The organism is Streptomyces sp. NPDC041068 (assembly GCF_040647455.1).
GTDB lineage: Bacteria > Actinomycetota > Actinomycetes > Streptomycetales > Streptomycetaceae > Streptomyces.
The window spans coordinates 144,190-168,655 of sequence record NZ_JBEZCG010000015.1; the positions used below are offsets into that span (position 1 = coordinate 144,190).

Annotated in this window: 16 protein-coding genes and 1 pseudogene; 10 read left to right on the forward strand and 7 right to left on the reverse strand. The window is 72.2% G+C overall.

The genetic code is table 11. From position 1 onward, the window contains the following. Positions 1-6: 6 nt before the first annotated feature. From AB0B50_RS31665 to AB0B50_RS31675, 3 genes are all read right to left on the reverse strand, one after another. Entirely contained in the window at positions 7-951 is a 945-nt protein-coding gene (locus tag AB0B50_RS31665; protein ID WP_362339225.1) for a hydroxymethylglutaryl-CoA lyase, read from the reverse strand. Beyond that, positions 948-2,930: an acetyl/propionyl/methylcrotonyl-CoA carboxylase subunit alpha gene (locus AB0B50_RS31670; RefSeq protein ID WP_362339323.1), complete on the reverse strand. Its 1,983-nt coding sequence runs from the start codon at positions 2,928-2,930 to the stop codon at positions 948-950. The genes AB0B50_RS31665 and AB0B50_RS31670 overlap by 4 nt, the downstream gene beginning before the upstream one ends. Positions 2,931-2,997: 67 nt before the next feature. After that, positions 2,998-4,629: a carboxyl transferase domain-containing protein gene (locus tag AB0B50_RS31675; protein ID WP_362339226.1), complete on the reverse strand. Its 1,632-nt coding sequence runs from the start codon at positions 4,627-4,629 to the stop codon at positions 2,998-3,000. Between the two features lie 122 nt (positions 4,630-4,751). Between AB0B50_RS31675 and AB0B50_RS31680 the strand changes: the two genes are divergently transcribed. The 4 genes from AB0B50_RS31680 (at position 4,752) to AB0B50_RS31695 (ending at position 8,575) form a co-directional block, all read left to right on the forward strand. Then, positions 4,752-5,345: a TetR/AcrR family transcriptional regulator gene (locus AB0B50_RS31680; protein ID WP_362339227.1), complete on the forward strand. Its 594-nt coding sequence runs from the start codon at positions 4,752-4,754 to the stop codon at positions 5,343-5,345. A gap of 130 nt (positions 5,346-5,475) precedes the next feature. Further along, complete coding sequence (locus tag AB0B50_RS31685; RefSeq protein ID WP_362339228.1) at positions 5,476-6,633, forward strand: acyl-CoA dehydrogenase family protein; 1,158 nt, start codon at positions 5,476-5,478, stop codon at positions 6,631-6,633. 36 nt (positions 6,634-6,669) lie between these two features. Beyond that, on the forward strand, positions 6,670-7,530 hold the full coding sequence (locus AB0B50_RS31690) for an acyl-CoA thioesterase II (protein ID WP_362339229.1): 861 nt from the start codon (positions 6,670-6,672) through the stop codon (positions 7,528-7,530). A 61-nt stretch (positions 7,531-7,591) separates the two neighbouring features. After that, entirely contained in the window at positions 7,592-8,575 is a 984-nt protein-coding gene (locus AB0B50_RS31695) for a cation diffusion facilitator family transporter (protein ID WP_362339230.1), read from the forward strand. On the opposite strand, the gene AB0B50_RS31700 is transcribed toward AB0B50_RS31695, so the two are convergent. Next, positions 8,536-9,324, reverse strand: coding sequence for a phosphatase (locus AB0B50_RS31700; protein WP_362339231.1), 789 nt, complete (start codon positions 9,322-9,324; stop codon positions 8,536-8,538). The two genes, AB0B50_RS31695 and AB0B50_RS31700, sit on opposite strands and share 40 nt — an antisense overlap. A 193-nt stretch (positions 9,325-9,517) precedes the next feature. Beyond that, entirely contained in the window at positions 9,518-10,975 is a 1,458-nt protein-coding gene (locus AB0B50_RS31705) for a PucR family transcriptional regulator (protein ID WP_362339232.1), read from the reverse strand. Positions 10,976-11,153: 178 nt separating this feature from the next. Between AB0B50_RS31705 and AB0B50_RS31710 the strand changes: the two genes are divergently transcribed. The 6 genes from AB0B50_RS31710 (at position 11,154) to AB0B50_RS31735 (ending at position 21,364) form a co-directional block, all read left to right on the forward strand. Continuing rightward, complete coding sequence (locus AB0B50_RS31710; protein WP_362339233.1) at positions 11,154-12,620, forward strand: sodium:solute symporter; 1,467 nt, start codon at positions 11,154-11,156, stop codon at positions 12,618-12,620. 81 nt (positions 12,621-12,701) lie between these two features. After that, positions 12,702-13,703 carry an agmatinase gene (gene speB, locus AB0B50_RS31715; protein ID WP_362339234.1) on the forward strand — a complete coding sequence of 334 codons (1,002 nt, stop codon included), beginning with the start codon at positions 12,702-12,704 and terminating at the stop codon, positions 13,701-13,703. A 31-nt stretch (positions 13,704-13,734) separates the two neighbouring features. After that, positions 13,735-15,423 (forward strand): thiamine pyrophosphate-binding protein, encoded by a 1,689-nt coding sequence (locus tag AB0B50_RS31720; RefSeq protein WP_362339235.1) that lies wholly within the window; start codon positions 13,735-13,737, stop codon positions 15,421-15,423. A 111-nt stretch (positions 15,424-15,534) separates the two neighbouring features. Continuing rightward, a complete protein-coding gene (locus tag AB0B50_RS31725) occupies positions 15,535-19,272 on the forward strand; it encodes an ABC transporter ATP-binding protein (RefSeq protein WP_362339236.1) in 3,738 nt (1,245 codons plus the stop codon). Positions 19,273-19,432: 160 nt separating this feature from the next. Beyond that, entirely contained in the window at positions 19,433-19,801 is a 369-nt protein-coding gene (locus AB0B50_RS31730) for a hypothetical protein (RefSeq protein WP_362339324.1), read from the forward strand. A 99-nt stretch (positions 19,802-19,900) separates the two neighbouring features. Continuing rightward, the gene (locus tag AB0B50_RS31735) at positions 19,901-21,364 is read left to right on the forward strand and encodes an aminopeptidase (RefSeq protein WP_362339237.1); all 1,464 of its coding nucleotides are present in this window, start codon (positions 19,901-19,903) and stop codon (positions 21,362-21,364) included. A 24-nt stretch (positions 21,365-21,388) separates the two neighbouring features. On the opposite strand, the gene AB0B50_RS31740 is transcribed toward AB0B50_RS31735, so the two are convergent. Together AB0B50_RS31740 and AB0B50_RS31745 are read right to left on the reverse strand one after the other, a co-directional pair. Then, on the reverse strand, positions 21,389-22,039 hold the full coding sequence (locus tag AB0B50_RS31740; protein WP_362339238.1) for a hypothetical protein: 651 nt from the start codon (positions 22,037-22,039) through the stop codon (positions 21,389-21,391). Between the two features lie 127 nt (positions 22,040-22,166). Then, positions 22,167-23,975: pseudogene (locus AB0B50_RS31745) on the reverse strand (glycoside hydrolase family 3 protein); the annotation flags it as partial. Between the last annotated feature and the right edge of the window lie 491 nt (positions 23,976-24,466).

Sequence of the window (24,466 nt, forward strand, 5' to 3'; positions counted from 1 at the left end):
CGTTCTTCACTGCTCCTGGTGGGTCAGGGCACGGACGGTGCGGGACGGGCTGGGTCGGCCCAGTTGTCCGGCCATCCACGCGCTGGTGGCGCTGAGGCGGCCGAGGTCGACCCCGGTGTCGATGCCGAGGCCGTGCAGCATCCACACGAGGTCTTCGGTGGCGAGGTTTCCGGTGGCGCTCTTCGCGTACGGGCAGCCGCCCAGGCCGCCCGCCGAGGCGTCGACCGTCGTCACGCCGTGCTGGAGGGCGGCGAGGGTGTTGGCGAGCGCCTGGCCGTACGTGTCGTGGAAGTGGACGCCGATGCGGTCGGTCGGCACACCCGCTTCGTTGAGCGAGGCGAGCAGTGCGAGGACGTGGCCCGGTGTGGCGACGCCGATGGTGTCGCCGAGGCTCAGTTCGTCGCAGCCCATGTCGAGCAGGGCACGGCAGACGCGGACCACCTGGGCGATGGGCACGGGGCCCTCCCAGGGGTCGCCGAAGCACATCGAGAGATAGCCGCGCACATGCGCCCGCTGCTCCCGCGCGCGGGAGACCACCGGGTCGAACATCGCGAGGGCCTCGTCCACCGTGCGGTTCAAGTTGGCCTTGGCGAAGGACTCGGTGGCGCTGGCGAAGACCGCGATGCGGTGCGCGCCGAGCGCCAGGGCGCGGTCCAGGCCGCGTTCGTTCGGCACGAGGACCGGCAGGTGGACGCCTTCGAGGTCGCCGAGGAGCGGGAACAGCTGCTCGGCGTCGGCCAGTTGGGGCACCCACTTGGGGTGCACGAAGCTGGTCGCCTCGACGGTGGTCAGGCCCGCGTCGGCCAGGCGGTGGACGAACTCCGCCTTGATCTCCGTGGGGACGACCGCCTTCTCGTTCTGCAGGCCGTCCCGGGCGCCGACCTCGTGGATGCGGACGCGGGGCGGCAGGTCCTGGGCGGGGACGGCCATGGGGAGTCCGGCGGCGGTCATGACGCCTCCTTGGAGTCGGCCTGCGCGGTCTTCTCGGACGTCTTCTCGGACGTCTCGTCCGGCTCGACCACGGCGAGCACCTGGTCCATGGCGACCGTGGCGCCCGGGGTGACGTCGAGCTCGGTGACCGTGCCGGCGTGCGGGGCGGAGATGACGTGCTCCATCTTCATCGCCTCGACCACGAGCAGGCTCTGGCCCGCGCTCACCCGGTCGCCGGGGGAGACCTTCACGACCGTGACGGTCCCGGGCATGGGGGCGGTGAGCGCGTCCGCCCCGGCGTGCGCGGCGCCGGTGAGGGAGGCCGCCACGGGGTCGTGGTCCTGGACGTGCCAGGCGTCGCCCTCGCGGCCGAGCCAGTCGCCCGCGCGGTGGAAGGTGTGCAGCACGCCGTCGACGGCCACCGAGACGCGGTCGGGGCCGACGGCCGGGACGGTGCCGCGCAGTTGGTGGGTGACGGGCTCGTGGCCCGCGACCCGCACCCAGTGGGTGAGGGGCGCGGGGGTGCCGCCGAGCCGCCAGCCGCTCGGCACGGAGAAGGGGTCGCGCCAGCCCTCTGCCGACGGCTGCAGGGCGGCCTCGCGCACCGCGGCCGCCGCTTCGTACACCTCGTTGGGCACGCCGTCCGGGACCAGGCCTGACGCCTCGCGCTCCACCAGGCCCGTGTCCAACTCGCCCGCCACCACGGCCGGGTGGGCGAGCAGCCTGCGCAGGAAGCCCGCGTTCGTCGGCACGCCGAGCGTGACCGTCTCGGCCAGGGCGGCGCGCAGCTTGCGCAGGGCCGTGGCGCGGTCGGGGCCGTAGGCGATGACCTTGGAGAGCATGGGGTCGTAGAGGCTGCCGACCTCCGTGCCCTCGCTCAGGCCGGAGTCGGTGCGCACGCCGTCGCCCCGCGGTTCGTGCAGGGACAGGATCGTGCCGCCGGACGGCAGGAAGCCGCGGGAGGGGTCCTCCGCGCAGACACGTGCCTCGACCGCGTGCCCGGTGAGGCTGATGTCCTCCTGCCCGAAGGGCAGTTGCTCGCCCGCGGCCACCCGCACCTGCCACTCCACCAGGTCGAGGCCGGTGACCAGCTCCGTGACCGGGTGCTCGACCTGGAGGCGGGTGTTCATCTCCATGAAGTAGTACGAGGAGGGGTCGCTGCCCGGGACGATGAACTCCACCGTGCCCGCGCCCGCGTACCCGCACGAGCGGGCTGCCTGGACCGCCGCCTCGCCCATCGCCGCGCGCGTGGCCTCGTCCAGGAGGACGCTGGGCGCCTCCTCGATGATCTTCTGGTGGCGGCGCTGCAGCGAGCACTCGCGCTCGCCGAGGTGGATCACCTGGCCGTGCCCGTCGGCGAGGACCTGGATCTCGATGTGCCGGGGGCGGTCGACCCACCGCTCCACGAGCAGCGTGTCGTCGCCGAAAGAGGCGCGGGCCTCGCGCCGGGCCGCCGCGATCTCGTCGGCGAGCAGGGCCTCGTCCCGCACCAGGCGCATGCCCTTGCCGCCGCCGCCCGCGCTCGGCTTGAGCAGCACCGGGGTGCCGATCTCCCGGGCGGCGTCGGCCAGTTGGGCGTCGGTCAGGCCGCTGCCCGAGGAGCCGGGGACGACCGGGACGCCGGCCGCCTTCACCGTCTCCTTGGCGCGGATCTTGTCGCCCATGAGCGCGATGGCCTCGGCGGGCGGGCCGATGAAGGTGAGCCCGGCGTCCGCGCAGGCCTGCGCGAAGTCGGCGTTCTCCGCGAGGAAGCCGTACCCCGGGTGGACCGCCTGGGCGCCGGACTTCGCCGCCGCCTCCAGGATGCGCTCCACGGACAGATAGCTCTCGGCGGCCGGGGGCGGGCCGATGCGCACGGCCGTGTCGGCCTCGCGCACATGGCGGGCGTCCGCGTCCGCGTCGCTGAAGACGGCGACCGAGCGGACACCGAGCGCCCGCAGGGTGCGGATGACGCGGACCGCGATCTCGCCGCGGTTGGCGACGAGCACCGTGTCGAACATGGTCCCTCTCCCGGAGGTGGTCCCTTGCTGGAAGTCGCGCAGCTGGAAGTCGCTCATCGTCCGCCCCTCACATCCGGAAGACGCCGAAGCCGGGCGCTGCGGGGTCCCTTTGGGGAAGTGGGGCGCCCGCGCACGCGGTCAGGGCCAGACCCAGGACCTGCCGGGTCTCCATCGGGTCGATCACGCCGTCGTCCCAGAGGCGGGCCGTGGCGTAGTAGGCGTTGCCCTGCGTTTCGTACTGTGCGCGGATCGGGTCCTTGAAGGCCTCTTCGTCCTCGGCCGCCCACTCCTCGCCGCGCGCCTCCAACTGGTCGCGCTTGACGGTCGCGAGGACGGAGGCGGCCTGCTCGCCGCCCATCACGGAGATCTTGGCGTTCGGCCACATCCACAGGAAGCGCGGGGAGTACGCCCGGCCGCACATCGAGTAGTTGCCCGCGCCGTACGAACCGCCGACCACGACCGTCAGCTTGGGCACGCGCGTGCAGGCCACGGCCGTGACCATCTTGGCGCCGTGCTTGGCGATGCCGCCCGCCTCGTAGTCCCGCCCGACCATGAATCCGGAGATGTTCTGCAGGAAGACCAGGGGGATGCCGCGCTGGTCGCACAGCTCGATGAAGTGGGCGCCCTTCTGGGCGGATTCGGAGAACAGGATGCCGTTGTTCGCGACGATCCCGACCGGGTGGCCGTGGATGTGGGCGAAGCCCGTGACCAGCGTCGTGCCGTACTCCGCCTTGAACTCGGCGAAGCGGGAGCCGTCGACCACGCGGGCGATGACTTCTCGTACGTCATAGGGGGTGCGGGAGTCCGTCGGCACCGCGCCGTACAACCCCAGGGGGTCGACCTTCGGCTCCTCCACCGGCCGCACGGACCACGGCAGTTCGCCGCGCTCGGGGAGGGTGGAGACGATCGTGCGCACGATGCGCAGGGCGTGGGCGTCGTCCTCGGCGAGGTGGTCGGTGACTCCGGAGGTGCGGGAGTGGACCTCGCCGCCGCCCAGCTCCTCCGCGGTGACGACCTCGCCGGTCGCGGCCTTCACCAGGGGCGGGCCGCCGAGGAAGATCGTGCCCTGATTGCGCACGATCACCGCCTCGTCGCTCATCGCGGGGACATACGCCCCGCCGGCCGTGCAGGAGCCGAGGACGGCGGCGATCTGCGGGATCTTCGCCCCCGACATCCGCGCCTGGTTGTAGAAGATCCGCCCGAAGTGCTCGCGGTCGGGGAAGACGTCGTCCTGCATGGGCAGGAAGGCGCCGCCCGAGTCGACGAGGTAGAGACACGGGAGGCGGTTCTCCAGGGCCACTTCCTGGGCGCGCAGGTGCTTCTTCACCGTCATGGGGTAGTACGTGCCGCCCTTGACCGTGGCGTCATTGGCGACGATCACGCACTCGCGGCCCGAGACGCGGCCGATGCCCGCGATGACACCGGCGGCCGGGGCGTCCCCTCCATACAGTCCGTCGGCCGCGAGGGGGGCCAGCTCCAGGAAGGGCGAGCCCGGGTCGAGGAGGGTGTCCACGCGGTCCCGGGGCAGCAGCTTGCCGCGCGCCACATGGCGGGCCCGCGCCCGCTCGCCGCCGCCGAGCGCGGCCGCCGCGAGCTTGGCCCGCAGCTCCTCGACGAGGGCGGTGTGCGCCGCCTCGTTCGTCCGCCATGCCTCGGACGCGGGATCAGCCGCGCTCGCCAGCACTGGTGCCTGCCGCATCAGTCGAGCCCCCTTGCTCGGTCCACTCGGTCGACCTCTGGATCACTCTGGATCGGTTAATGAGCGTTAACGCGTTTCCTTCAGGTTAACGAGCGCTAACCGGCCTGTCTAGAATCAATTCCATGGCCACCAGAACCGACGCCCCCACTCGCCGCGAGCAGATCCTCAAGGAGGCCGCGCGGCTCTTCGCCGAGCGGGGCTTCCACGGGGTCGGCGTGGACGAGATAGGGGCCGCCGTCGGCATCAGCGGACCGGGTCTGTACCGGCACTTCGCGGGCAAGGACGCCATGCTCGCCGAGCTGCTCGTCGGCATCAGCGGGCAGCTCCTGACGGGCGGCAAGCGCTGTGTGGCCGAGGCGGACGGCTCGCCGGAGCGGGTCCTCGACGCGCTCATCGACGGGCACATCGACTTCGCCCTCGACGACCGTTCCCTGATCACCCTGCACGACCGCGAACTGGACCGCCTGCGGGACAGCGACCGCAAGCTGGTCCGCCAGCTCCAGCGGCAGTACGTGGAGATCTGGGTCGACGTCGTGCGCAAGGTCTATCCGGACCTCGCCGAGAACGCCGCGCGGATGTCCGTGCACGCGGTCTTCGGGCTGCTGAACTCCACGCCGCACCTGAGCCGCCGCGACGCGCTGCCCAGCAGGGCGGCCATGGTCGAGCTCCTGCACCGGCTCGCGCGCGGGGCGTTCGCCTCGGCCGTCGCCGGGTGACGGGCACTTCCGGCGACAGACGCCCCCGGACGCTCCGCCGAGTGACGCGCATCTCTGGACGCTCTGGTGACTCCCGGGTAACCTGCATCCTGAGCAAGCGCTTAGTCGTCGTGGGCAGAGGGAGTTCTCCGTGCGCCGTACCGTTTTCAATGAGGACCACGAGGCGTTCCGGGAGACCCTGCGCGCCTTCATCGAGGCCGAGGTCGTCCCGGTCCACGACGAGTGGTTCGCCGCGGGCCAGGTGCCGCGCGAGTTCTACTACAAGCTCGCCGAGCTCGGCCTGTTCGGCATCAACGTCCCCGAGGAGTTCGGCGGCGCGGGCCTGGACACCCACAAGTTCGAGGCCATCCAGTACGAGGAGACCGCCCGCGCGGGCGTGACCTTCGGCGGCTCCGGCGTGCACGTGCTGCTCGCCCTGCCCTACATCAAGGCGCTCGCCACCGACGAGCAGAAGAAGCGCTACCTGGAGAAGTTCGTCTCCGCCGAGGAGATGTGGGCCCTCGCGATGACCGAGCCGGGCACCGGCTCCGACCTCGCGGGCATGAAGAGCACGGCCAAGCTCTCCGAGGACGGCACGCATTACGTCCTCAACGGCTCCAAGACCTTCATCACCGGCGGCGTCCACGCCGACCGCGTGATCGTCTGCGCCCGCACCTCCGCGCCGACCGCCGAGGACCGCCGCTTCGGCATCTCCCTCTTCGCCGTCGACACCAAGTCCGAGGGCTACTCCATCGGCCGCAAGCTCGACAAGCTGGGCCTGAAGACGTCCGACACCGCCGAGCTGGCCTTCGTCGACGTCAAGGTCCCCGTCGAGGACCTCCTCGGCGAGGAGAACAAGGGCTTCTACTACCTCGGCAGCAACCTGCCCTCCGAGCGCTGGGGCATCGCCTACGGCGCCTACGCGCAGGCCAAGGCCGCCGTCCGGTTCGCCAAGGAGTACGTCCAGGACCGCACGGTCTTCGGCAAGACGGTCGCCTCCTTCCAGAACACCAAGTTCGAGCTGGCCGCCTGCCAGGCCGAGGTGGACGCCGCCGAGGCCGTCGCCGACCGCGCCCTCGAGGCCCTGGACGCGGGCGAGCTGACCGCCGCCGAGGCCGCGTCCGCGAAGCTGTTCAACACCGAGGTCGCGCACCGCGTCATCGACAAGTGCCTGCAGCTGCACGGCGGCTACGGCTTCATGAACGAGTACCCCATCGCCCGCCTGTACGCGGACAACCGCGTCAACCGCATCTACGGCGGCACCAGCGAGGTCATGAAGATGATCATCGCGAAGGACATGGGCCTGTAACCCGGTCCGCAAAGACAGCCCTGTAGAACTGCCTCCATGAACCAGGCACTTGAAGCCCTCCTCGCTCTGCTCGACCTGGAGCAGATCGAGGAGGACATCTTCCGGGGCGTGAGCCGCTCGGCTCTCGTGCCCCGCGTCTTCGGAGGCCAGGTCGCCGCACAGGCCCTGGTCGCCGCAGGGCGCACGGTCCCGGGCGACAGGCCCGCCCACTCCCTGCACGCGTACTTCCTGCGTCCCGGGGACCCCGGCGCGCCCATCGTGTACACGGTCGACCGGATACGCGACGGCCGCTCCTTCACCACGCGCCGCGTCGTCGCCGTCCAGCACGGGCACCCCATCTTCCACCTCTCCGCGTCCTTCCAGACGTACGAGGAGGGCCTGGAGCACCAGAGCGAGATGCCCGATGCGCCCGACCCGGAGACGCTGCCCACCGCCGCCGAGATGCTGCCGCGCCACCTGCCCGCGCCCGTCGCCGAGCGGCTGGTCGAGGCCCGCGCCGCCGTCGACCTGCGCTACGCCGACGTCCCGCCCTGGGGCACCGTCGGGCAGCCGCGCGAGCCGCGCTCCCAGGTGTGGTTCCGCACCAACGGCAAGCTGGCGGACGACCCCCTGCTGCACGTCTGCCTCGCCACGTACGTCTCCGACATGACGCTGCTCGACTCCGTGCTGCTCGCGCACGGCAGGGGCGGCTGGGCCGTCGGCGACGTCGTCGGCGCCTCGCTGGACCACGCGATGTGGTTCCACCGGCCCTTCCGCGCGGACGAATGGCTGCTCTACGACCAGGAGTCCCCCTCGGCCTCCGGAGGGCGCGGCCTCGGCCAGGCGCGGATCTGGACGCAGGACGGGCAGCTTGCGGTGACGGTCATCCAGGAGGGCGTGGTCCGCGTTCCTCGCTGATCGGCTTCTCCGGAGAGGCATGATTTCGCGTTCTTCGCTGATCGGACATACCGTCCGATACATGTCGGAGTCAGCGGAGCGCGCGGAACAGCAGGAGCACGGCGAGAGCGCCTTCACGGTGGTCGTCGCCGCCGTCGCCAACCTCGGGATCGCGGCGGCCAAGGCCGTCGCCGGTGTCATCAGCGGATCCAGCGCCATGCTCTCCGAGGCGGCGCACTCCGTGGCCGACACCGTCACCGAGCTGATGCTGCTGGTCTCCCTCAAGGCCGGTGACAAGCCCGCCGACGAGGAACACCCGCTCGGCTACGGAGGCGCCCGCTACATCTGGGCGCTGCTCGCCTCCGTCGCCACCTTCGTCGGCGGCGGCGTCTTCGCCGTGTACGACGGCATCCACACCCTCACCCACGGCGAGGACCCGGGCGACCCGCTCATCTCGTACATCGTGCTGGGCATCGCCTTCGTCCTGGAGGGCTACTCGCTGCGGACCGGCCTCAAGCAGGCGCGCGGCGAGGCCGACCGCTTCGGGGTGCACATCAAGCGCTATCTGCGCCACACCCCCGACACCGCGGTCAAGGCCGTCGTGATGGAGGACTCGGCGGCGCTGGTCGGTCTCGTGCTCGCCGCGGCCGGGCTGCTCGGCGGGCAGCTCACCGGGTCCGGCGTGTGGGACGGCATCGCCTCGCTCTGCATCGGCGTGCTGCTCGTGTACGTGGCGTGGGTCCTCGGGCACGCCAACTCCGAGCTGCTCATCGGGCGTCCGCTGCCGCCGGAGATGCGGGCCGCGGTGCGGGCCGAACTCCTCGCCGACCCGCACGTCGTGGACGTACTGGAGCTGACCACGCTGCTGCAGGGGCCCAAGGAGGCCCTGGTCGCCGCGAAGGTCGACTTCCGGGACGTGTCCACGGCCGCCGACATCGAGCGGGCCTGCGACAGCATGGCGCACCGCATCCAGGAGCGCTTCCCGGCGGTCAGGCGGGTCTACCTCGACCCGACGCCGGGGCCCGCTCAGGAGTCGCCGGAGAGCCCCGCCGCGTCGAGCAGGTAGGCCGTCATCGGGTCGTAGTGGCGCGGGCTCGTGACGTGGTCGTCCAGGGGGACCGTCACCTGCACCGTGCCCTCGGCCTCGCCGATGAACAGCGCCGGGTCGTTGCAGTCCGCGTAGCCGAGGGAGTCCAGGCCGCGCTGGCCCGCGCGTCCCGCCCAGCCGTGGTCGGCGACGACCAGGTCGGGCTGCGGGCGGCCCTCGCGCTCCAGGCCGTCCAGGATCGCGTTCATCGGCTCGGGGGAGTGCGTGTGCCACAGCGTCGCGCCGCGCTCCAGCATCGCCACGTCCGCGAACTGGAAGACCATGCCCTCGTCGGCCGTCAGGCCCTCGGGGATCACCACGATCTCGCAGCCCGCCGCGCGCAGGGCGGCGGCCGTCGCGCGGTGCACGTCGAGCAGGCCTCCGGGATGGCCGGTGGCGAAAAGCACCCTCTCCTTGCCGGCGGCGGCCTTCCGCAGGCGGGCCGCCATGCGCTCCAGGGCGTCGACCGTCAGCTCCGGGTCGATGGTGTCCTGGCCGTGCCGGTGCTGCGGGTCGTCGATGACGCCGCAGCGCTCCGCCATCACCGCGAGGACGTCCTGCTCGTCGGTCCAGCGGTCGCCGAGCTCCAGGCCGAGCCAGTAGTGGCGGTCGCCGTTCGCGAGCTTCCTGTAGTGGCTGAGGTTGTTCTCGCGGGGCGTCGCGACGTCGCCCGCGATGCGGGTGCGGACGAGGTGGTCGACCAGCTCGGCACGGTTGGGTATCGGCATGGCTTCTATTGTGCCGTCGCTCGGGCCGCGGGGCCGGGGGACGCGAAGGCGGGGGCTGTGACTTGTACCGCTGAGCTGCGCGTGCCGGGGTGGGGGCGGTTCGTTGTCGGCTGCGGGCTCGTTGTGGCTTGTCGCGCAGTTCCCCGCGCCCCTTGAGGGGCGCCGCGGCGCCCCTTCCTCCGCGGCGCCCCTCTCAGTGATCTCTGCTCAGCGCGAACCACAACTCCATTCGCACATCCGGGTCGTTCAAGTCCGCGCCCAGGAGCGCCTCGCAGCGGGCGATCCGCTGGCGCACCGTGTTGCGGTGCACCCCCAGGGCCACCGCCGAGCGGTCCCAACTGCCGTGCAGGGAGAGCCAGGTGCGCAGGGTCGCCGTCAGGGCCTCGTTGTCGGCGAGCGGGGCAAGGAGCACGCGCGCGTGGGCGTCGGCCTCGGCGGGGGCGACCAGCGCGGCCAGGCCGTTCTCGTGGTGGCGCACCAGGGGCACGCGGGTGGCCTCGGCGCGGCGCAGGGCGCGGGCCGCCTGAGCGTCGGCGGCCGCCAGTTCGCCGGGCGGGGCGGGGGTGGAGACACCCAGGGTCCAGCCGTCCGTGGGGGTGATCTCGCGGTCGGCGGGGACGAGGAGGCGTACGACGTCGTCCCTCGGGTCGGCCAGGCCCCCGCCGAGCGCAGCCGCGAGCGCGGACGCGGCCAGCGGGGTGTGCTCCCCGCGCGCGTGCACCACGGTCCACAGGGCGCTGCCCAGGAGAGGACCGACATCCTGCGGTGAGGCCCCGAGCAGCAGCCGTACGAGGGCGGACGTGCGCGCCGCCTCGGAGGCGCCCTGGTGCTCCCCGGTGAGCAGCGAGAGCAGCACGACGGCGGCTCCCGCGATGGTGTGGTCGCCCGGTTCGCGGTGGTCCGTGGCGACCCCGAGCGCGAAGCCGCGGCCGCCGCCGAGCGCGTAGGCGGCCAGATGCGTGGCCCCCGCGGTGTCGGCGGCGGACGCCGGGGCGGCGGGCGCGGCGCGCCGCACGACCGCGGTCAGCTCCCGCAGCGCCTCCCGCGCGGCATCGCGTGCCTGCCCCGCCGCCTGCAGCTCCGCCCCGTCGGGCCCGTACAGCGCCGCGGCACCGCCGAGCCGCGCCGCCAGCTGGCGCAGGACGGCCGGGACCGGGTCGGGCCTGGCGGCCGCCGTCGCGAGGCCCTGCTGCGCCTCCGTCACCCGGCGCAGCTCCGCGTGCCGCGCCTCGGCCATCAGCCGCCACACCGCGCGGGCGACCCCGCTGAAGGTGGTCCGCGGCGGGACCTCGACGAGCGGCAGGCCGTGCCGGTCGCAGGCCTCGACCAGGGCGCGCGGCACCGTGTCGTGCACGGGTGCGACGCCGAAGCCGAGGGCCGCGCCGCGCGCCGCGACGATCCGGGACACGTAGGCGTCGAGGGAGCCGTCCGGGTCCGCGGGGTCGGTGATGTGCACACCCGCCGTGAGGAGCAGCTCGCCGCCGAGCAGATACGGGTACGGGTCCGTCATCTCCGAGGTGTGCACCCACTGCACGGCCGTCCCCGCAGCCCCGGAGTCCGGCCCGGCGATCTGCCGCAGCCCGAGGTCCTCGCGGGCGAGCAGCGCGGCGAGCGGAACGGGTGGGGTCGGCGGGGCCGCGGGGTCGGTCATCGTGGACGTTCCATCCGTTTTGATCGTGAAGAGTGGAGGAAACGTACACTTCAGCGTTGCTTTCCGGCCACCTAAGGTCGTGCCGACCACAGGCCGTGGGTACGGGCGGATGTCCCCACGACCGGTCCTCACCCCCATCTGCACGACACGCCACCGAGGTGCGCGAAGGAGGCCCCCTATGGCCGTCGACTACACAGTGATCGTCGTCTATCTCGCCGGGATGCTGGCCATGGGCTGGTGGGGCATGCGCCGCGCCAAGTCCAAGAGCGAATTCCTGGTCGCAGGGCGCCGCCTCGGGCCGTGGATGTACTCAGGGACCATGGCCGCGATCGTCCTCGGCGGCGCCTCCACCATCGGCGGCGTCGGCCTCGGCTACCAGTACGGACTCTCCGGCGCCTGGATGGTCTTCACCATCGGCCTCGGCCTGCTCGCGCTGAGCGTGTTCTTCTCGGCCCGCATCGCGCGCCTGAAGGTGTACACCGTCTCCGAGATGCTCGACCTGCGCTACGGAGGGCGCGCGGGCGTCATCTCCGGAGTGGTCATGTGGGCGTACACGCTGATGCTGGCGGTCACCTCGACCATCGCGTACGCCACGATCTTCGACGTCCTCTTCGACCTGAACCGCACCGTGGCGATCATCCTGGGCGGCTCGATCGTCGTCGCGTACTCCACGCTCGGCGGCATGTGGTCCATCACGCTCACCGACATGGTGCAGTTCGTGGTGAAGACCATCGGCGTGCTGCTGCTCCTGCTGCCCATCGCCGTCGTCAAGGCGGGCGGGTTCGGCGAGATGAAGGCCAAGCTGCCCACCGAGTACTTCGACCCGCTGGGCATCGGCGGCGAGACGATCTTCACGTACGTGCTGATCTACACGTTCGGCATGCTCATCGGGCAGGACATCTGGCAGCGCGTCTTCACCGCCCGCAGCGACAAGGTCGCCCGCTACGGAGGCACCGTCGCCGGCACGTACTGCCTCGTCTACGCGATCGCGGGCGCCGTCATCGGCACCGCCGCCAAGGTCATGTACCCGAAGCTGCCGAGTGCCGACGCGGCCTTCGCGACCATCGTCAAGGACGAACTGCCCGTGGGCGTAAGGGGATTGGTCCTCGCCGCCGCGCTCGCCGCCGTCATGTCGACCTCCTCCGGAGCGCTCATCGCCTGCGCGACCGTCGCCAACAACGACATCTGGTCGCGGCTGCGCGGCGTCGTGAAGGCCGACGCGGGCGACGAGCCGCACGACGAGGTCAAGGGCAACCGTGTCTTCATCCTCGTCATGGGCGTCGGCGTGATCCTCATCGCCATCGCCCTCAACGACGTCGTCGAGGCGCTGACCGTCGCCTACAACCTGCTCGTCGGCGGTCTGCTCGTGCCGATCCTCGGTGGCCTGCTGTGGCGCCGCGGCACCGCGGCGGGCGCCCTCGCGGCCGTCGCCGCCGGTGGTCTCTCCGTCATCGGGCTCATGTGGGGGTACGGCATCCTCGCCAACGAGCCCGTCTACTACGGCCTGTTGACCTCCCTGGCCGTCTACGTCGTCGTCTCCCTCGCCACGCCGCCCACCGACGCGGCGGTCCTCGCCGCCTGGCGCGAGCGTCTTGCCGGACGCGGCGCCGAGGAGGCCGAGCCCGAGGCCCCGGTGGCCGTCTAGATAGACCTCCGCGCGGGCCACTGTCGGTGGGCCGCGCGACACTTGAATCGCAGCACCCGCACCAACTGGAGGAAACCGACCATGAGCAGCGCCGAGACCCCGACGACCCCGCGTGGCCCCGTCGACTCCTCCCGCATCCCGAGGTACGCGGGCCCGGCGACGTACGCCCGCCTGCCCCGCCTCGACGAGGTCGGTGGCAAGGCGGATGTCGCGGTGGTCGGCGTGCCCTTCGACACCGGCGTCTCGTACCGCCCCGGCGCCCGCTTCGGCGGCAACGCGATCCGCGAGGCCTCCCGCCTCCTGCGCCCCTACAACCCGGCACAGGACGCCTCGCCGTTCGCGCTCGCGCAGGTCGCGGACGCCGGTGACATAGCGGCCAACCCGTTCAACATCAACGAGGCCGTGGAGACCATCGAGGCCGCCGCCGACGACCTGCTCGGCTCCGGCGCCCGCATGATGACCCTCGGCGGCGACCACACCATCGCCCTGCCGCTGCTCCGCTCGGTCGCCAAGAAGCACGGCCCGGTCGCCCTGCTCCACTTCGACGCCCACCTGGACACCTGGGACACCTACTTCGGCGCCGAGTACACGCACGGCACGCCGTTCCGCCGCGCCGTCGAGGAGGGCATCCTCGACACCGAGGCGCTCAGCCACGTCGGTACACGCGGCCCGCTGTACGGCAAGAAGGACCTCACCGACGACGAGAAGATGGGCTTCGGCATCGTCACCTCGGCGGACATCTACCGCCGCGGCGCCGACGAGGTCGCCGACCAGCTGCGCCAGCGCATCGGCGACCGCCCGCTGTACATCTCCATCGACATCGACTGCCTGGACCCGGCGCACGCGCCCGGCACCGGCACCCCGGAGGCGGGCGGCATGACGTCGCGCGAGCTCCTGGAGATCCTGCGGGGCCTGGCCTCCTGCAACCTGGTCTCGGCCGATGTCGTCGAGGTCGCCCCCGCGTACGACCACGCGGAGATCACGGCGGTGGCGGCCTCCCACACGGCGTACGAACTGACGACGATCATGAGCAGGCAGATCGCCGCGGGCCGCGCCACCGCCGCGGAGCAGAACGCGCAGTGACCACGGCCGGGCGAGAAGGAGGAGACGCCGCATGACCCACGACCACGACCTGGTGCTGCGCCCCACGCCGCGCCAGACCGAGGCCGCGCTGAACCCGCCCCCGGGGCGCAACGGCGGCGACCTCGTCGTCGAGACCCTCCAGGGCCTCGGCGCGACCACCGTCTTCGGGCTGCCGGGCCAGCACGCGCTCGGCATGTTCGACGCGCTGCGGCGCTCCTCCCTCTCGTACGTCGGCTTCCGCGTCGAGAACAACACGGGCTTCGCGGCGGATGCGTACGGCCGGATCACCGGCGAGGTCGCCCCGCTGCTCCTGTCCACCGGGCCCGGCGCGCTCACCTCGCTCGCCGCGCTCCAGGAGGCGGCGGCGGGGTCCTCTCCGGTCCTCGCGATCGGCAGCCAGGTCCCGGTGGCCGGGCTCGGCGGCGGTCGCCACGGCTATCTGCACGAACTCCGCGACCAGCAGGCCTCCTTCCGGGACGTGGTCAAGTCCGTCCACACGGTCCGCACGGCCTCGCAGATCCCGTCCGCGATCGCCGCGGCCTGGGAGTCGGCGCTCACCGCGCCGCACGGCCCCGTCTGGGTGGAGATCCCGCAGGACGTGCTCCTCGCCGAGACGACGCTGCCGGTGGTCACGGCGATGGACGCGACACCCGACGACGTCGTGCCCCGCCCCGAACTGACCGCCGTGGCCGCCGACCTGCTCACGCGCGCCGAGCGCCCGGCGATCATCGCGGGCGGCGGCGTCGTGCGCTCCGACGCCTCCGGCAAGCTGCTCGCGCTCGCCGAGCGGCTCAACGCCCCGGTCGTCACGACCTTCGGCGGCAAGGGCGCCTTCCCCTGGGAGCACCCTCTGTCGCTGCAGTCCTGGCTGGAGGACCGGCACACCACGGACTTCCTGGAGGACGCGGACGTCCTGCTCGTGATCGGGTCGGGGCTCGGCGAACTGTCGTCGAATTACCACACGTTCAAGCCGCGTGGCCGGGTGATCCAGATCGAGGCGGACGCCGGGAAGCTGGAGTCCAACCACCCCGGGCTCGGCATCCACGCGGACGCCCGGCTCGCGCTGTCGGCGCTCCTGGAGACGATCGAGACCCCCAGGGAGGACCCCTCGGCTCCCGAGCGGGTCGCGGGGCTGCTGGCCAAGGTGCGCGCACGCATCGACGCCCAGGACCTCACCTTGGAGCAGCAGATCCTCGCCGCCGTCCGCGAGGCCCTGCCCGACGCGTCGCCGTCCTTCTGGGACATGACGATCCTCGCCTACTGGGCGTGGTCGGCCTTCGACGCGCGGCGCCCGAACACCATGCACTCGGCACAGGGCGCGGGCGGCCTCGGCTACGGCTTCCCCGCGGCCCTCGGCGCGGCCGCCGCCGACCCCTCGCACCCCGTCCTCGCGGTGTCGGGCGACGGCGGCGCGATGTACTCGATCGCGGAGCTGGCCACGGCCAAGCAGTACGGGTCGAACGTGACCTGGCTGATCGTGGACGACGGCGGCTACGGCATCCTGCGCGAGTACATGTCCGACGCCTTCGGCGAGGCGACGGCCACGGAACTGGCCCGCCCCGACTTCGTGGCCCTCGCGGAGTCCTTCGGCGTACCGGGCGTCCGGACCTCTCCGGAAACCCTCAGGGACGACCTCGCGAAGGCCCTGGCGGAACCAGGACCCTCCGTGGTGGTGCTTCCGGCCCTGCTGCGCATGTTCGCGCCGACGCACCTGGGCTGAGCGGGGGCCTGTGGACCTAGGTCCACAGGCCCGTATTTGTTGCGGTGGGATGAAATCCACCGCCCCCCGTGTTGGGCTTCTCGGCAGGTCAGGTCGAGTGGGAGGCAACACGTGGCGGAGCAACGGGGCTGGGCGAAACGGCTGAGCGGGTACGCGTGGCGGTACCCCAAGGACGTCGTGCTCGCGCTCGGGTCCTCGCTCGGTGGCATGGCCGTCATGGCCCTCGTGCCGCTGATCACCAAGGTGATCATCGACGACGTCATCGGGCAGGACGGGCAGGGCGGCGGGCGCTCCATGGCCCCCTGGGCGGGTGCGCTGATCGGCGCTGCCGTCGTTGTTTATGTTCTGACCTACATACGCCGCTACTACGGCGGCCGGCTCGCCCTCGACGTCCAGCACGACCTGCGGACCGAGATGTACGGGACGATCACCCGGCTCGACGGACGGCGTCAGGACGAGCTGTCCACGGGGCAGGTCGTCGGCCGCGCCACCAGTGACCTGCAGCTCATCCAGGGGCTGCTCTTCATGCTGCCGATGACCATCGGGAACATCCTCCTCTTCGTGATCTCCCTTGTGATCATGGCGTGGCTCTCCCTGCCGCTCACCCTCGTCGCCCTCGCCGTCGCCCCCGCCCTCTGGTTCATCGCCCGCCGCTCCCGCTCCCGCCTGCACCCCGCCACCTGGTACGCGCAGGCCCAGGCCGCCGCCGTGGCCGGTGTGGTCGACGGCGCCGTCAGCGGCGTACGCGTGGTGAAGGGCTTCGGGCAGGAGGAGCAGGAGACCGGGAAGCTCAGGGAGGTCGGGCGCAGGCTCTTCGCCGGGCGGCTTCGGACCATCCGCCTCAACTCCCGCTACACGCCCGCCCTCCAGGCAGTCCCCATGCTCGGCCAGGTCGCCATGCTGGCCCTCGGCGGCTGGCTCGCGGTGCGCGGCGAGATCACGCTCGGCACGTTCGTCGCCTTCTCCACCTACCTCGCGCAGCTCGTGGGGCCCGTGCGGATGCTCGCCATGGTCCTCACCGTGGGGCAGCAGGCCCGCGCCGGCGTCGAGCGCGTGCTCGAACTCATCGACACCGAGCCGAGCATGAAGGACGGGGAGAAGGAGCTGCCCGCCGACGCCCCGGCGACGGTCGAGTTCGACGACGTGGGCTTCGCGTACGAGGGCACCTCAAAGACTCGGCCCGTGCTCGACGGGCTCTCCTTCGAGATACGCCCCGGCGAGACCCTCGCCGTCGTCGGCTCCTCCGGCAGCGGCAAGTCCACCGTCTCGCTGCTCCTGCCCCGCTTCTACGACGTGACGCACGGCGCCGTCCTCATCGGCGGCCACGACGTGCGCGAGCTGACCCTCTCCTCCCTGCGGTCCGCCATCGGGCTCGTGCCCGAGGATTCCTTCCTCTTCTCCGACACCGTGGGCGCCAACATCGCCTACGGCCACCCGGACGCCACCCAGGAGGAGATCGAGACCGCCGCGCGCGCCGCCCAGGCCGACCGGTTCATATCCGAGCTGCCCGAGGGGTACGACACCAAGGTCGGCGAGCAGGGCCTGACCCTCTCCGGCGGCCAGCGCCAGCGCATCGCGCTCGCCCGCGCCATCCTCACCGACCCCCGCCTCCTCGTCCTGGACGACGCCACATCGGCGGTGGACGCGCGCGTGGAGCACGAGATCCACGAGGCCCTGCGAGGCGTGATGGCGGGGCGTACCACCCTGCTCATCGCCCACCGGCGCTCCACCCTCGGCCTCGCCGACCGCATCGCCGTCCTCGACGAAGGACGCCTCGCCGACCTCGGCACCCACGAGGAGCTGGAGGAGCGCTCCGCCCTCTACCGGCGGCTGCTGACCGACCCCGACGAGCTGGGCGGCGTCTCGCCCGGCCACGCCCTTCCCGCGGACGTCCCCGAGGACACCTCCGTACGGGCCGAGCTCGACGCCGAGTTCGACGCGGAGCGCGGCATCACGCCCGCCCTGTGGACCGGCGACCGCGAGCCCAAGGACGCCGCGCTCTCCGGGATGCCCTCCACGCCCGAACTGCTCGCCCAGGTCGACGCGCTGCCCCCGGCGAACGACACCCCGGGCATCGACGAGGCACGCGCCGTCACGCCCGAGGAGTCGTACGGCCTACGCAGGCTGCTCGCCGGGTTCGGGGTGCCGCTGCTGTTCAGCCTGCTGCTCGTCGCCGTCGACGCGGGCATGGGCCTGCTGCTCCCCGTCCTGATCCGGCACGGCATCGACGAGGGCGTCAACCAGCTCGCGCTCGGCGCCGTCTGGGCCGCGTCCGGGCTCGCGCTCGCCGCCGTCGTCGTCCAGTGGGCGGCGCAGACCGGCGAGACGCGGATGACCGGACGCACCGGCGAGCGCGTCCTCTACTCGCTGCGCCTCAAGATCTTCTCGCAGCTCCAGCGGCTCGGACTCGACTACTACGAGCGGGAGCTGACCGGGCGCATCATGACCCGGATGACGACCGACGTGGACGCCCTGTCGACCTTCCTGCAGACCGGTCTCGTCACGGCCTTCGTCTCCGTCGTCACCTTCTTCGGCATCATGGTCGCCCTGCTCGTCATCGACGTACAGCTCGCGCTCGTCGTCTTCGCGACGCTGCCGCTGCTGATCGTCGGCACGTACTTCTTCCGCAAGTCCAGCGTGAAGGCGTACGAACTGGCGCGTGAACGCGTGTCCGTGGTCAACGCCGACCTCCAGGAGTCCGTCGCGGGGCTGCGCATCGTGCAGGCCTTCCGGCGCGAGGGCGTGGGCCGCGAGCGGTTCGCCGCGAACAGCCACAGCTACCGACAGGCCCGCATCCGCGGACAGTGGCTGATCTCGGTGTACTTCCCGTTCGTGCAGCTCCTGTCGTCGGTCGCCGTCGTCGCCGTGCTGATCGTGGGCGCGGGCCGGGTCGAGGCGGGCACGCTCACCACCGGCGCGCTCGTCGCCTACCTGCTCTACATCGACCTGTTCTTCGCGCCCGTGCAGCAGCTCTCCCAGGTCTTCGACGGCTACCAGCAGGCCACCGTCTCGCTCGGCCGCATCCAGGAGCTGCTCCAGGAGCCGACGTCGACGAAGGCCGCCGACGAGCCGATGGAGGTGCTCTCGCTGCGCGGCGAGATCGCCTTCGAGGACGTCGACTTCGCGTACGCCTCCACCGGCGAGGGCGATCCCGAGGAGGCGCTCAGCGGCGTGCGCCTGCGGATACCCGCGGGCCAGACCGTCGCCTTCGTCGGCGAGACCGGCGCCGGCAAGTCGACGCTCGTCAAGCTCGTCGCCCGCTTCTACGACCCCACGGGCGGCCGCGTCACGGTGGACGGCACGGACCTGCGCTCCCTCGACCTGACCTCGTACCGCCACCGCCTCGGCGTCGTCCCGCAGGAGGCGTACCTCTTCGCGGGCACCGTGCGCGACGCCATCGCCTACGGCCGCCCCGACGCCACCGACGCCCAGGTCGAGGCCGCCGCCCGCGCGGTCGGCGCGCACGACATGATCGCCACCCTGGACGGTGGCTACCTCCACGAGGTCACCGAGCGGGGCCGCAACCTCTCCGCCGGGCAGCGCCAGCTGATCGCGCTGGCCCGCGCCGAGCTGGTCGACCCCGACGTGCTGCTCCTCGACGAGGCCACCGCCGCCCTGGACCTCGCCACGGAGGCGCAGGTCAACCAGGCCACCGACCGCATCGCAGGCAAGCGCACCACGCTGGTCGTCGCGCACCGCCTGACCACGGCCGCCCGCGCCGACCGCGTCGTCGTGATGGACCACGGGCGGGTCGCGGAGGACGGCACGCACGAGGAACTGCTCGCGCTCGACGGGCGGTACGCACAGCTGTGGCGGACCTTCGTGGGAGAGGCGGTCGAGGCGGCTTGAGGGGGGCGGTGTCCAGCCCTTGGGACGCCGGGGAGAAAAGCGGAGGATGCCGCAACCGCGCGGGCAGTGGGCTGCGTCCGTACATCAGTACGTTGATACCGAAGTGGCGGGAGGGGCAACCGTGGGCAGTGGACGCGGCAGTGGTCGCATACGACGGCGGCTGACGCTCGGCACCGCCGTGCTCGCCTCCTCCGTCCTGCTCGCCCTCGCGGGCCCCGGCACCGCGTCGGCGGAGGCCGTCACGGGCCTGTGCGCGGGGCGCAAGGTGCGCACGCTCCCCTTCAGCACCGGCAAGGTCGAGGTCTTCAAGAGCCGCGGCTACATCTGCGCCGTGGCCGTCGCCAAGAACCCCGGCGCCCGCAAGAGCATGTCCGTCAGCGTCCAGGCGCGCGGCAGCAGACCCGCGCGCGACAAGGGCCGCTACACCCACCACGCGGGCCCGGTGACGGTCCACGCGGGCCACCGCTGCGTCTGGGTGAAGGGGAACATCGGCGGGCGCGGGGTCAGCTCCGGCTGGATCCTCTGCTGACGCGCGTTTCCCGCCGCGAACTCTTCTCAACTCCCTCTGGTCCGCACCCAGTTGCTCCGTTAGGTTCCCCGGCATCGCTGTGTCGACAGGGGAGGGTGCATGCGCAAGGCGCTCAGATGGCTGCTGTCGCTCGTGGTGCTGATAGGCACCGTGAGCGCGGCCGGACTGACGACCGGGGCGACGGCCGGGGCGACGACCCGCGCGGCCGTGACCTCGGAACCCGACGTCCCGGATATCGCGGATCCCGAAGTCCCGGACATCAAGGACAGGCTGCTCGCCATACCCGGCATGAGCCTGATCGAGGAGAAGCCGTACCCGGGATACCGCTTCTTCGTCCTCAACTACACCCAGCCGGTGGACCACCGGCACCCGTCCAAGGGCACCTTCGAGCAGCGCCTGACCGTGCTGCACAAGGACACCGGCCGCCCCACGGTCTACTACACCAGTGGCTACGGCGTCTCCACGAACCCCAGCCGCCGTGAGCCGACCCAGATCGTCGACGGCAACCAGATCTCCATGGAGTACCGCTACTTCACGCCCTCGCGCCCCGATCCTGCCGACTGGTCCAAGCTCGACATCTGGCAGGCCGCCACGGACCAGCACCGCATCCACCGCGCCCTCAAGCCGATCTACGGCAAGAAGTGGCTGGCCACCGGCGTCTCCAAGGGCGGCATGACGGCGACGTATTACGAGCGTTTCTACCCGCGCGACATGGCGGGCATCGTCGCCTACGTCGCGCCCAACGACGTCGACGACCAGGAGGACTCCGCGTACGACGCGTTCCTCGACGGCGTCGGCACCAAGGAGTGCCGCGACCGGATCCAGGCCGTGCAGCGCGAGTCCATGGTGCGCAGGGGCCCGCTGTCGGCGAAGCTCAAGGCCTACGCCGAAGCGGAGGGCTACACCTTCACGACGGTCGGCACGCTGGACAAGGTCTTCGAAGCGGTCGTCATGGATTTGGTGTGGACGTTCTGGCAGTACCAGCCCGCTGCCACCGCGTGCGGCGAGATCCCCGACGCGGCCACCGCCACCGACCAGGCGCTCTACGACTACGTCGACGCGGTGGTCGGCTGGTCCGCCTACACCGACCAGGGTCTTGAGGGCTACCTGCCGTACTACTACCAGGCGGGCACCGAGCTCGGCGCGCCCTTCATCCGCCAGCCGTGGCTCGGCGACCTGAGCCGCTACGGCTACCAGCCGCCGCGCAGCTTCGTGCCGCGCGAGATCCCCATGACGTTCAAGCCGTGGGTGATGCGGGACGTGGACCGGTGGGTGCGGCACAACGCGCAGCAGATGATGTACGTGTACGGGGAGTACGACCCCTGGGGCGCCGAGCGGTTCCGCCCCGCGCGCGGAGCCAAGCACGACAGTCACGTCTTCACGGCGCCCGGCGCGAACCACGGGGCCAACGTCGCCCGGCTCACCGCGGACGACAGGGCGAAGGCCACGCAGCGGATCCAGGCGTGGGCGGGCGTCTCCTCGGCCTCCGGTAAGCCTTTGGCCGCGTACGACGAGAAGCTCGACCGGCGTGACGTGCGCAAGGAGATGACGCTGCGGCCGTGAAGGGCTGAAGCGTTCAGCCCGGCCTCACACCCGCACCGCACACCCGACGGGCCTGTCGCCGCCCAGTGTCACGTAGAGCTGGGTGGCGGCGGGGCACCGTGCGCGTTCCGTCACCGCGGACGCCACGCGATACTCCGGCTTCCGCTTGCCGGAGCCGTCGCAGGCCGTCTCCCGCACCTCGCCGGGCCCCGCGCCGTACACGCAGTCCCCGACGACGGTCCGCGGGCCGCCGCCGCGGCCGGGGTCGCCGGGGTGCGGCGGCTCCAGGTTCCGCATGCACGCGTAGCCCTGCGGGACCTCGCCGTCGCCGTCCTCGTCCACCGCGGGCCTGCTCTCGCTGATGTGCAGCACGAAGTCCGTGCGGGCGGGGCAGGCCGGGCCCTCCTTGACGTCGCCGTCGTAGCGCGCGACGACCCGCGCGGCCGCCCGCTCGCTGGTGCACGGCACCTCGGTGAACGTCTCGCGCCCGCGCGAACTGCACTCGTCGACGGCGAGGAACACCGCGCCGAAGCCGGTGGGGCGCGAGGCGGCGGGCGCCTGGTCGTCGGCCGGCCCCGAGGGGGAGTCGTCGGATCCGCCGGACTTCTGGCAGCCGGTCAGCGACGCCGCGGCGAGCAGCAGCGCGCATACCACCCCCACGGCCGCGTGCGGCCGCGCCGTGTTGCAGACAAGCATGGCAATCCCCCCGATATGTGCACCCAGCGTGACCCGCCGAAGCGGGCGCACGCCAGGTGCGCGGGGGGCTTTGGGTCTCTTGGGGGTGGTGTGTCGGTGGGGCGGCGTACGTCTCGATACGTCCGTGTCAGTACGTCAGTCCGTGGCCGATCGGGTACAGCTCCTGCGTCGGGTCGTCCGCCCGCCGCACCGGCACGGGCAGCCGCCCCCGGGGCGCGGCGCGGCCCGCGATCACCCGTGCCGCGGCGCGGAGTTCGACGTCCGTCCAGCAGTACGAGGCGAGGGCGGCGTCCACGGGGGGCAGGTGCGCCACGTCGTAGGGGTTGCGGATGGCGAGGGCGACGACGGGGAGGCCGGTGGCCTTGAGGGCGGTGACGAGGGCGGCCTGACCGTTCCGGTCCCCGTCCTCGTGCGGGTCCGTCGCCTGGTGGGCGCGGGCGTGGGTGGCCAGGGCAGTGTTCGCGGCCTGGGTGTTGTCCTTCGTGGCGGCGTGGGTGGTGATGTTGTACGTGGCGACGAGCACCGCGTCCTGGCCCCGAGCGGCCGCCACCGCCTTCTCGATCGTGGCGGTGTCGGGCGCCGTGCCGGTGGACAGGGCGCTCGCGCGAAAGCCCAGCCCGGTCAGGGTGTCGGCGAGGACGGTGGTGGGCGGGCCCGTGGTGCCGGATGGCGAGCGCGGATCCGCGCCGACCACCAGGACGCCGGGGCGGGTGTCGGGGGAGAGGGGGAGCAGGCCTTCGGGGTTGGCCAGGAGGGTCGTGGTGGCCTCGGCGATGCGGTCGGCGGCGGCGAGGTGGGCGGGGCTGCCGACGAGGGTGTCGACGGCGTCGGTGTCGGCGGTGTCGGCGGTGACCTCGGCGGCGGAGTCTTCGAGGAGCCCCACCCTCGCCTTCATCCGCAGGACCCGCAGGACCGACTCGTCGATGCGTTCCTCCGTCAACTCGCCCTCCGCGACGGCCTGGAGCACCGCGTTCCACGCGACCTCCGGGTGCGGCGGGTTCAGGAGCTGGTCGGCGCCCGCCTTCAGGGCGAGCACGGCCACGCGGTCGTCGCCGTACTTCGTGCGGACGCCGCGCATGGCCAGCGAGTCGGTGGAGATGACGCCGTCGAAGCCGAGTTCCTCGCGGAGGATGCCGGTCAGGATCGGGTGGGAGAGCGTCGCGGGGTCGCCGGAGGGGTCCAGGGCGGGCACGACGATGTGCGCGGTCATGACCGAGTCGACGCCGGCCGCGATGGCCGCGCGGAACGGCGGGGCGTCGTGGCGGTCCCACTCCTCGCGGGTGTGGTGGATGTGCGGCAGTTCGGTGTGGCTGTCGTCGGTCGTGTCGCCGTGCCCGGGGAAGTGCTTGGCGGCGGTGGCGACGCCGGCGCTCCGGTAGCCCTCGATCTGCGCGGTCACGAAGCCGGCGACCGCTTCGGCGTCGGCGCCGAAGGAGCGTACGCCGATGACGGGGTTCGCGGGGTCGACGTTCACGTCGGCGTCCGGGGCGTGGTCCTGGCGGATGCCGAGGGCGCGGAGCTCGGTGCCCGCGATGCGGGCGGCTTCGCGGGCGTGGGCGTGCGAGCCGGAGGCGCCGAGCGCCATGGCACCGGGGAGCAGGGTGGCGGGGGCGCCGACGCGGGCGACGGCGCCGTGCTCCTGGTCGACGGAGATCAGGACGGGGACGGCGGGGGCGGCCTTCTGGATGCCGCGGGAGAGCTCGGCGATCTGTTGCGGGGTACGGGTGTTGTGGGCCCAGCCGAAGTAGATGATGCCGCCGAGGTGGTAGCGGGCGATCAGCTCGGCGGCGTCGCGGACGCCGATCTCGCGGAGGTTGGTGTCGACGTCGGCCTGGTCCGGGTCGGTGGCGGTGTGGCCGTACACGTGCATCACGAAGAGCTGGCCGACCTTCTCCTCCAGGGACATCGTGCCGATGAGGGCGCGGAGCCTGCGGTCGCGGTCGTCTGGGTGGGAGCGGTCGTCTGGGTGGGACACGTGAGCTCCTGCGGACTGGAGGAAACTTTCAGGGGCTACGGATATCCCGAAGATTTCTGCCGGTCAAGGGAGGCGTGGGGGAAGGGCGGTGGGGAGGCTCCGGGGAGAGGGGCCGTCACCGGTGCTGTTTGGAGGGGGGCACACCGGTGACGGCGAGCTGCCGGCCGCAGGCGGCGGAGAGGGTGGTCAGCGTTCGCAGCCAGCAGCGAGGCCGACACCGCCTTGCGGAGACTCACCGGCAGTTGCCGGTTGGACGAGGGGGCGGGCGGCTGGGTTCCCGACTGGGCCCTGGATTCGGCAAGTTGGTGCGGGTGAGCTGGGGGCTGGGGGCTGCGCCGTGGGTTCGGTTGTGGGGCGGGGCCGCGGGGGTATGTCCGTACTCGCCATCTTTGTTGCGGGGCTTTGTTGCTGCGGCTGGGGCAAGCGTTGTGCTCGGTGCTCCGTGCGCACAT

Excerpts from the sequence above, each read along its gene's own strand:
- AB0B50_RS31665 (WP_362339225.1), bottom strand. The coding sequence starts at position 951 with ATGACCGCCGCCGGACTCCCCATGGCCGTCCCCGCCCAGGACCTGCCG.
- speB (WP_362339234.1), top strand. The coding sequence starts at position 12,702 with ATGAGCAGCGCCGAGACCCCGACGACCCCGCGTGGCCCCGTCGACTCC.
- AB0B50_RS31670 (WP_362339323.1), bottom strand. The coding sequence starts at position 2,930 with ATGTTCGACACGGTGCTCGTCGCCAACCGCGGCGAGATCGCGGTCCGC.
- AB0B50_RS31710 (WP_362339233.1), top strand. The coding sequence starts at position 11,154 with ATGGCCGTCGACTACACAGTGATCGTCGTCTATCTCGCCGGGATGCTG.
- AB0B50_RS31680 (WP_362339227.1), top strand. The coding sequence starts at position 4,752 with ATGGCCACCAGAACCGACGCCCCCACTCGCCGCGAGCAGATCCTCAAG.
- AB0B50_RS31675 (WP_362339226.1), bottom strand. The coding sequence starts at position 4,629 with ATGCGGCAGGCACCAGTGCTGGCGAGCGCGGCTGATCCCGCGTCCGAG.
- AB0B50_RS31690 (WP_362339229.1), top strand. The coding sequence starts at position 6,670 with ATGAACCAGGCACTTGAAGCCCTCCTCGCTCTGCTCGACCTGGAGCAG.
- AB0B50_RS31740 (WP_362339238.1), bottom strand. The coding sequence starts at position 22,039 with ATGCTTGTCTGCAACACGGCGCGGCCGCACGCGGCCGTGGGGGTGGTA.
- AB0B50_RS31735 (WP_362339237.1), top strand. The coding sequence starts at position 19,901 with ATGCGCAAGGCGCTCAGATGGCTGCTGTCGCTCGTGGTGCTGATAGGC.
- AB0B50_RS31720 (WP_362339235.1), top strand. The coding sequence starts at position 13,735 with ATGACCCACGACCACGACCTGGTGCTGCGCCCCACGCCGCGCCAGACC.
- AB0B50_RS31700 (WP_362339231.1), bottom strand. The coding sequence starts at position 9,324 with ATGCCGATACCCAACCGTGCCGAGCTGGTCGACCACCTCGTCCGCACC.
- AB0B50_RS31705 (WP_362339232.1), bottom strand. The coding sequence starts at position 10,975 with ATGACCGACCCCGCGGCCCCGCCGACCCCACCCGTTCCGCTCGCCGCG.
- AB0B50_RS31695 (WP_362339230.1), top strand. The coding sequence starts at position 7,592 with ATGTCGGAGTCAGCGGAGCGCGCGGAACAGCAGGAGCACGGCGAGAGC.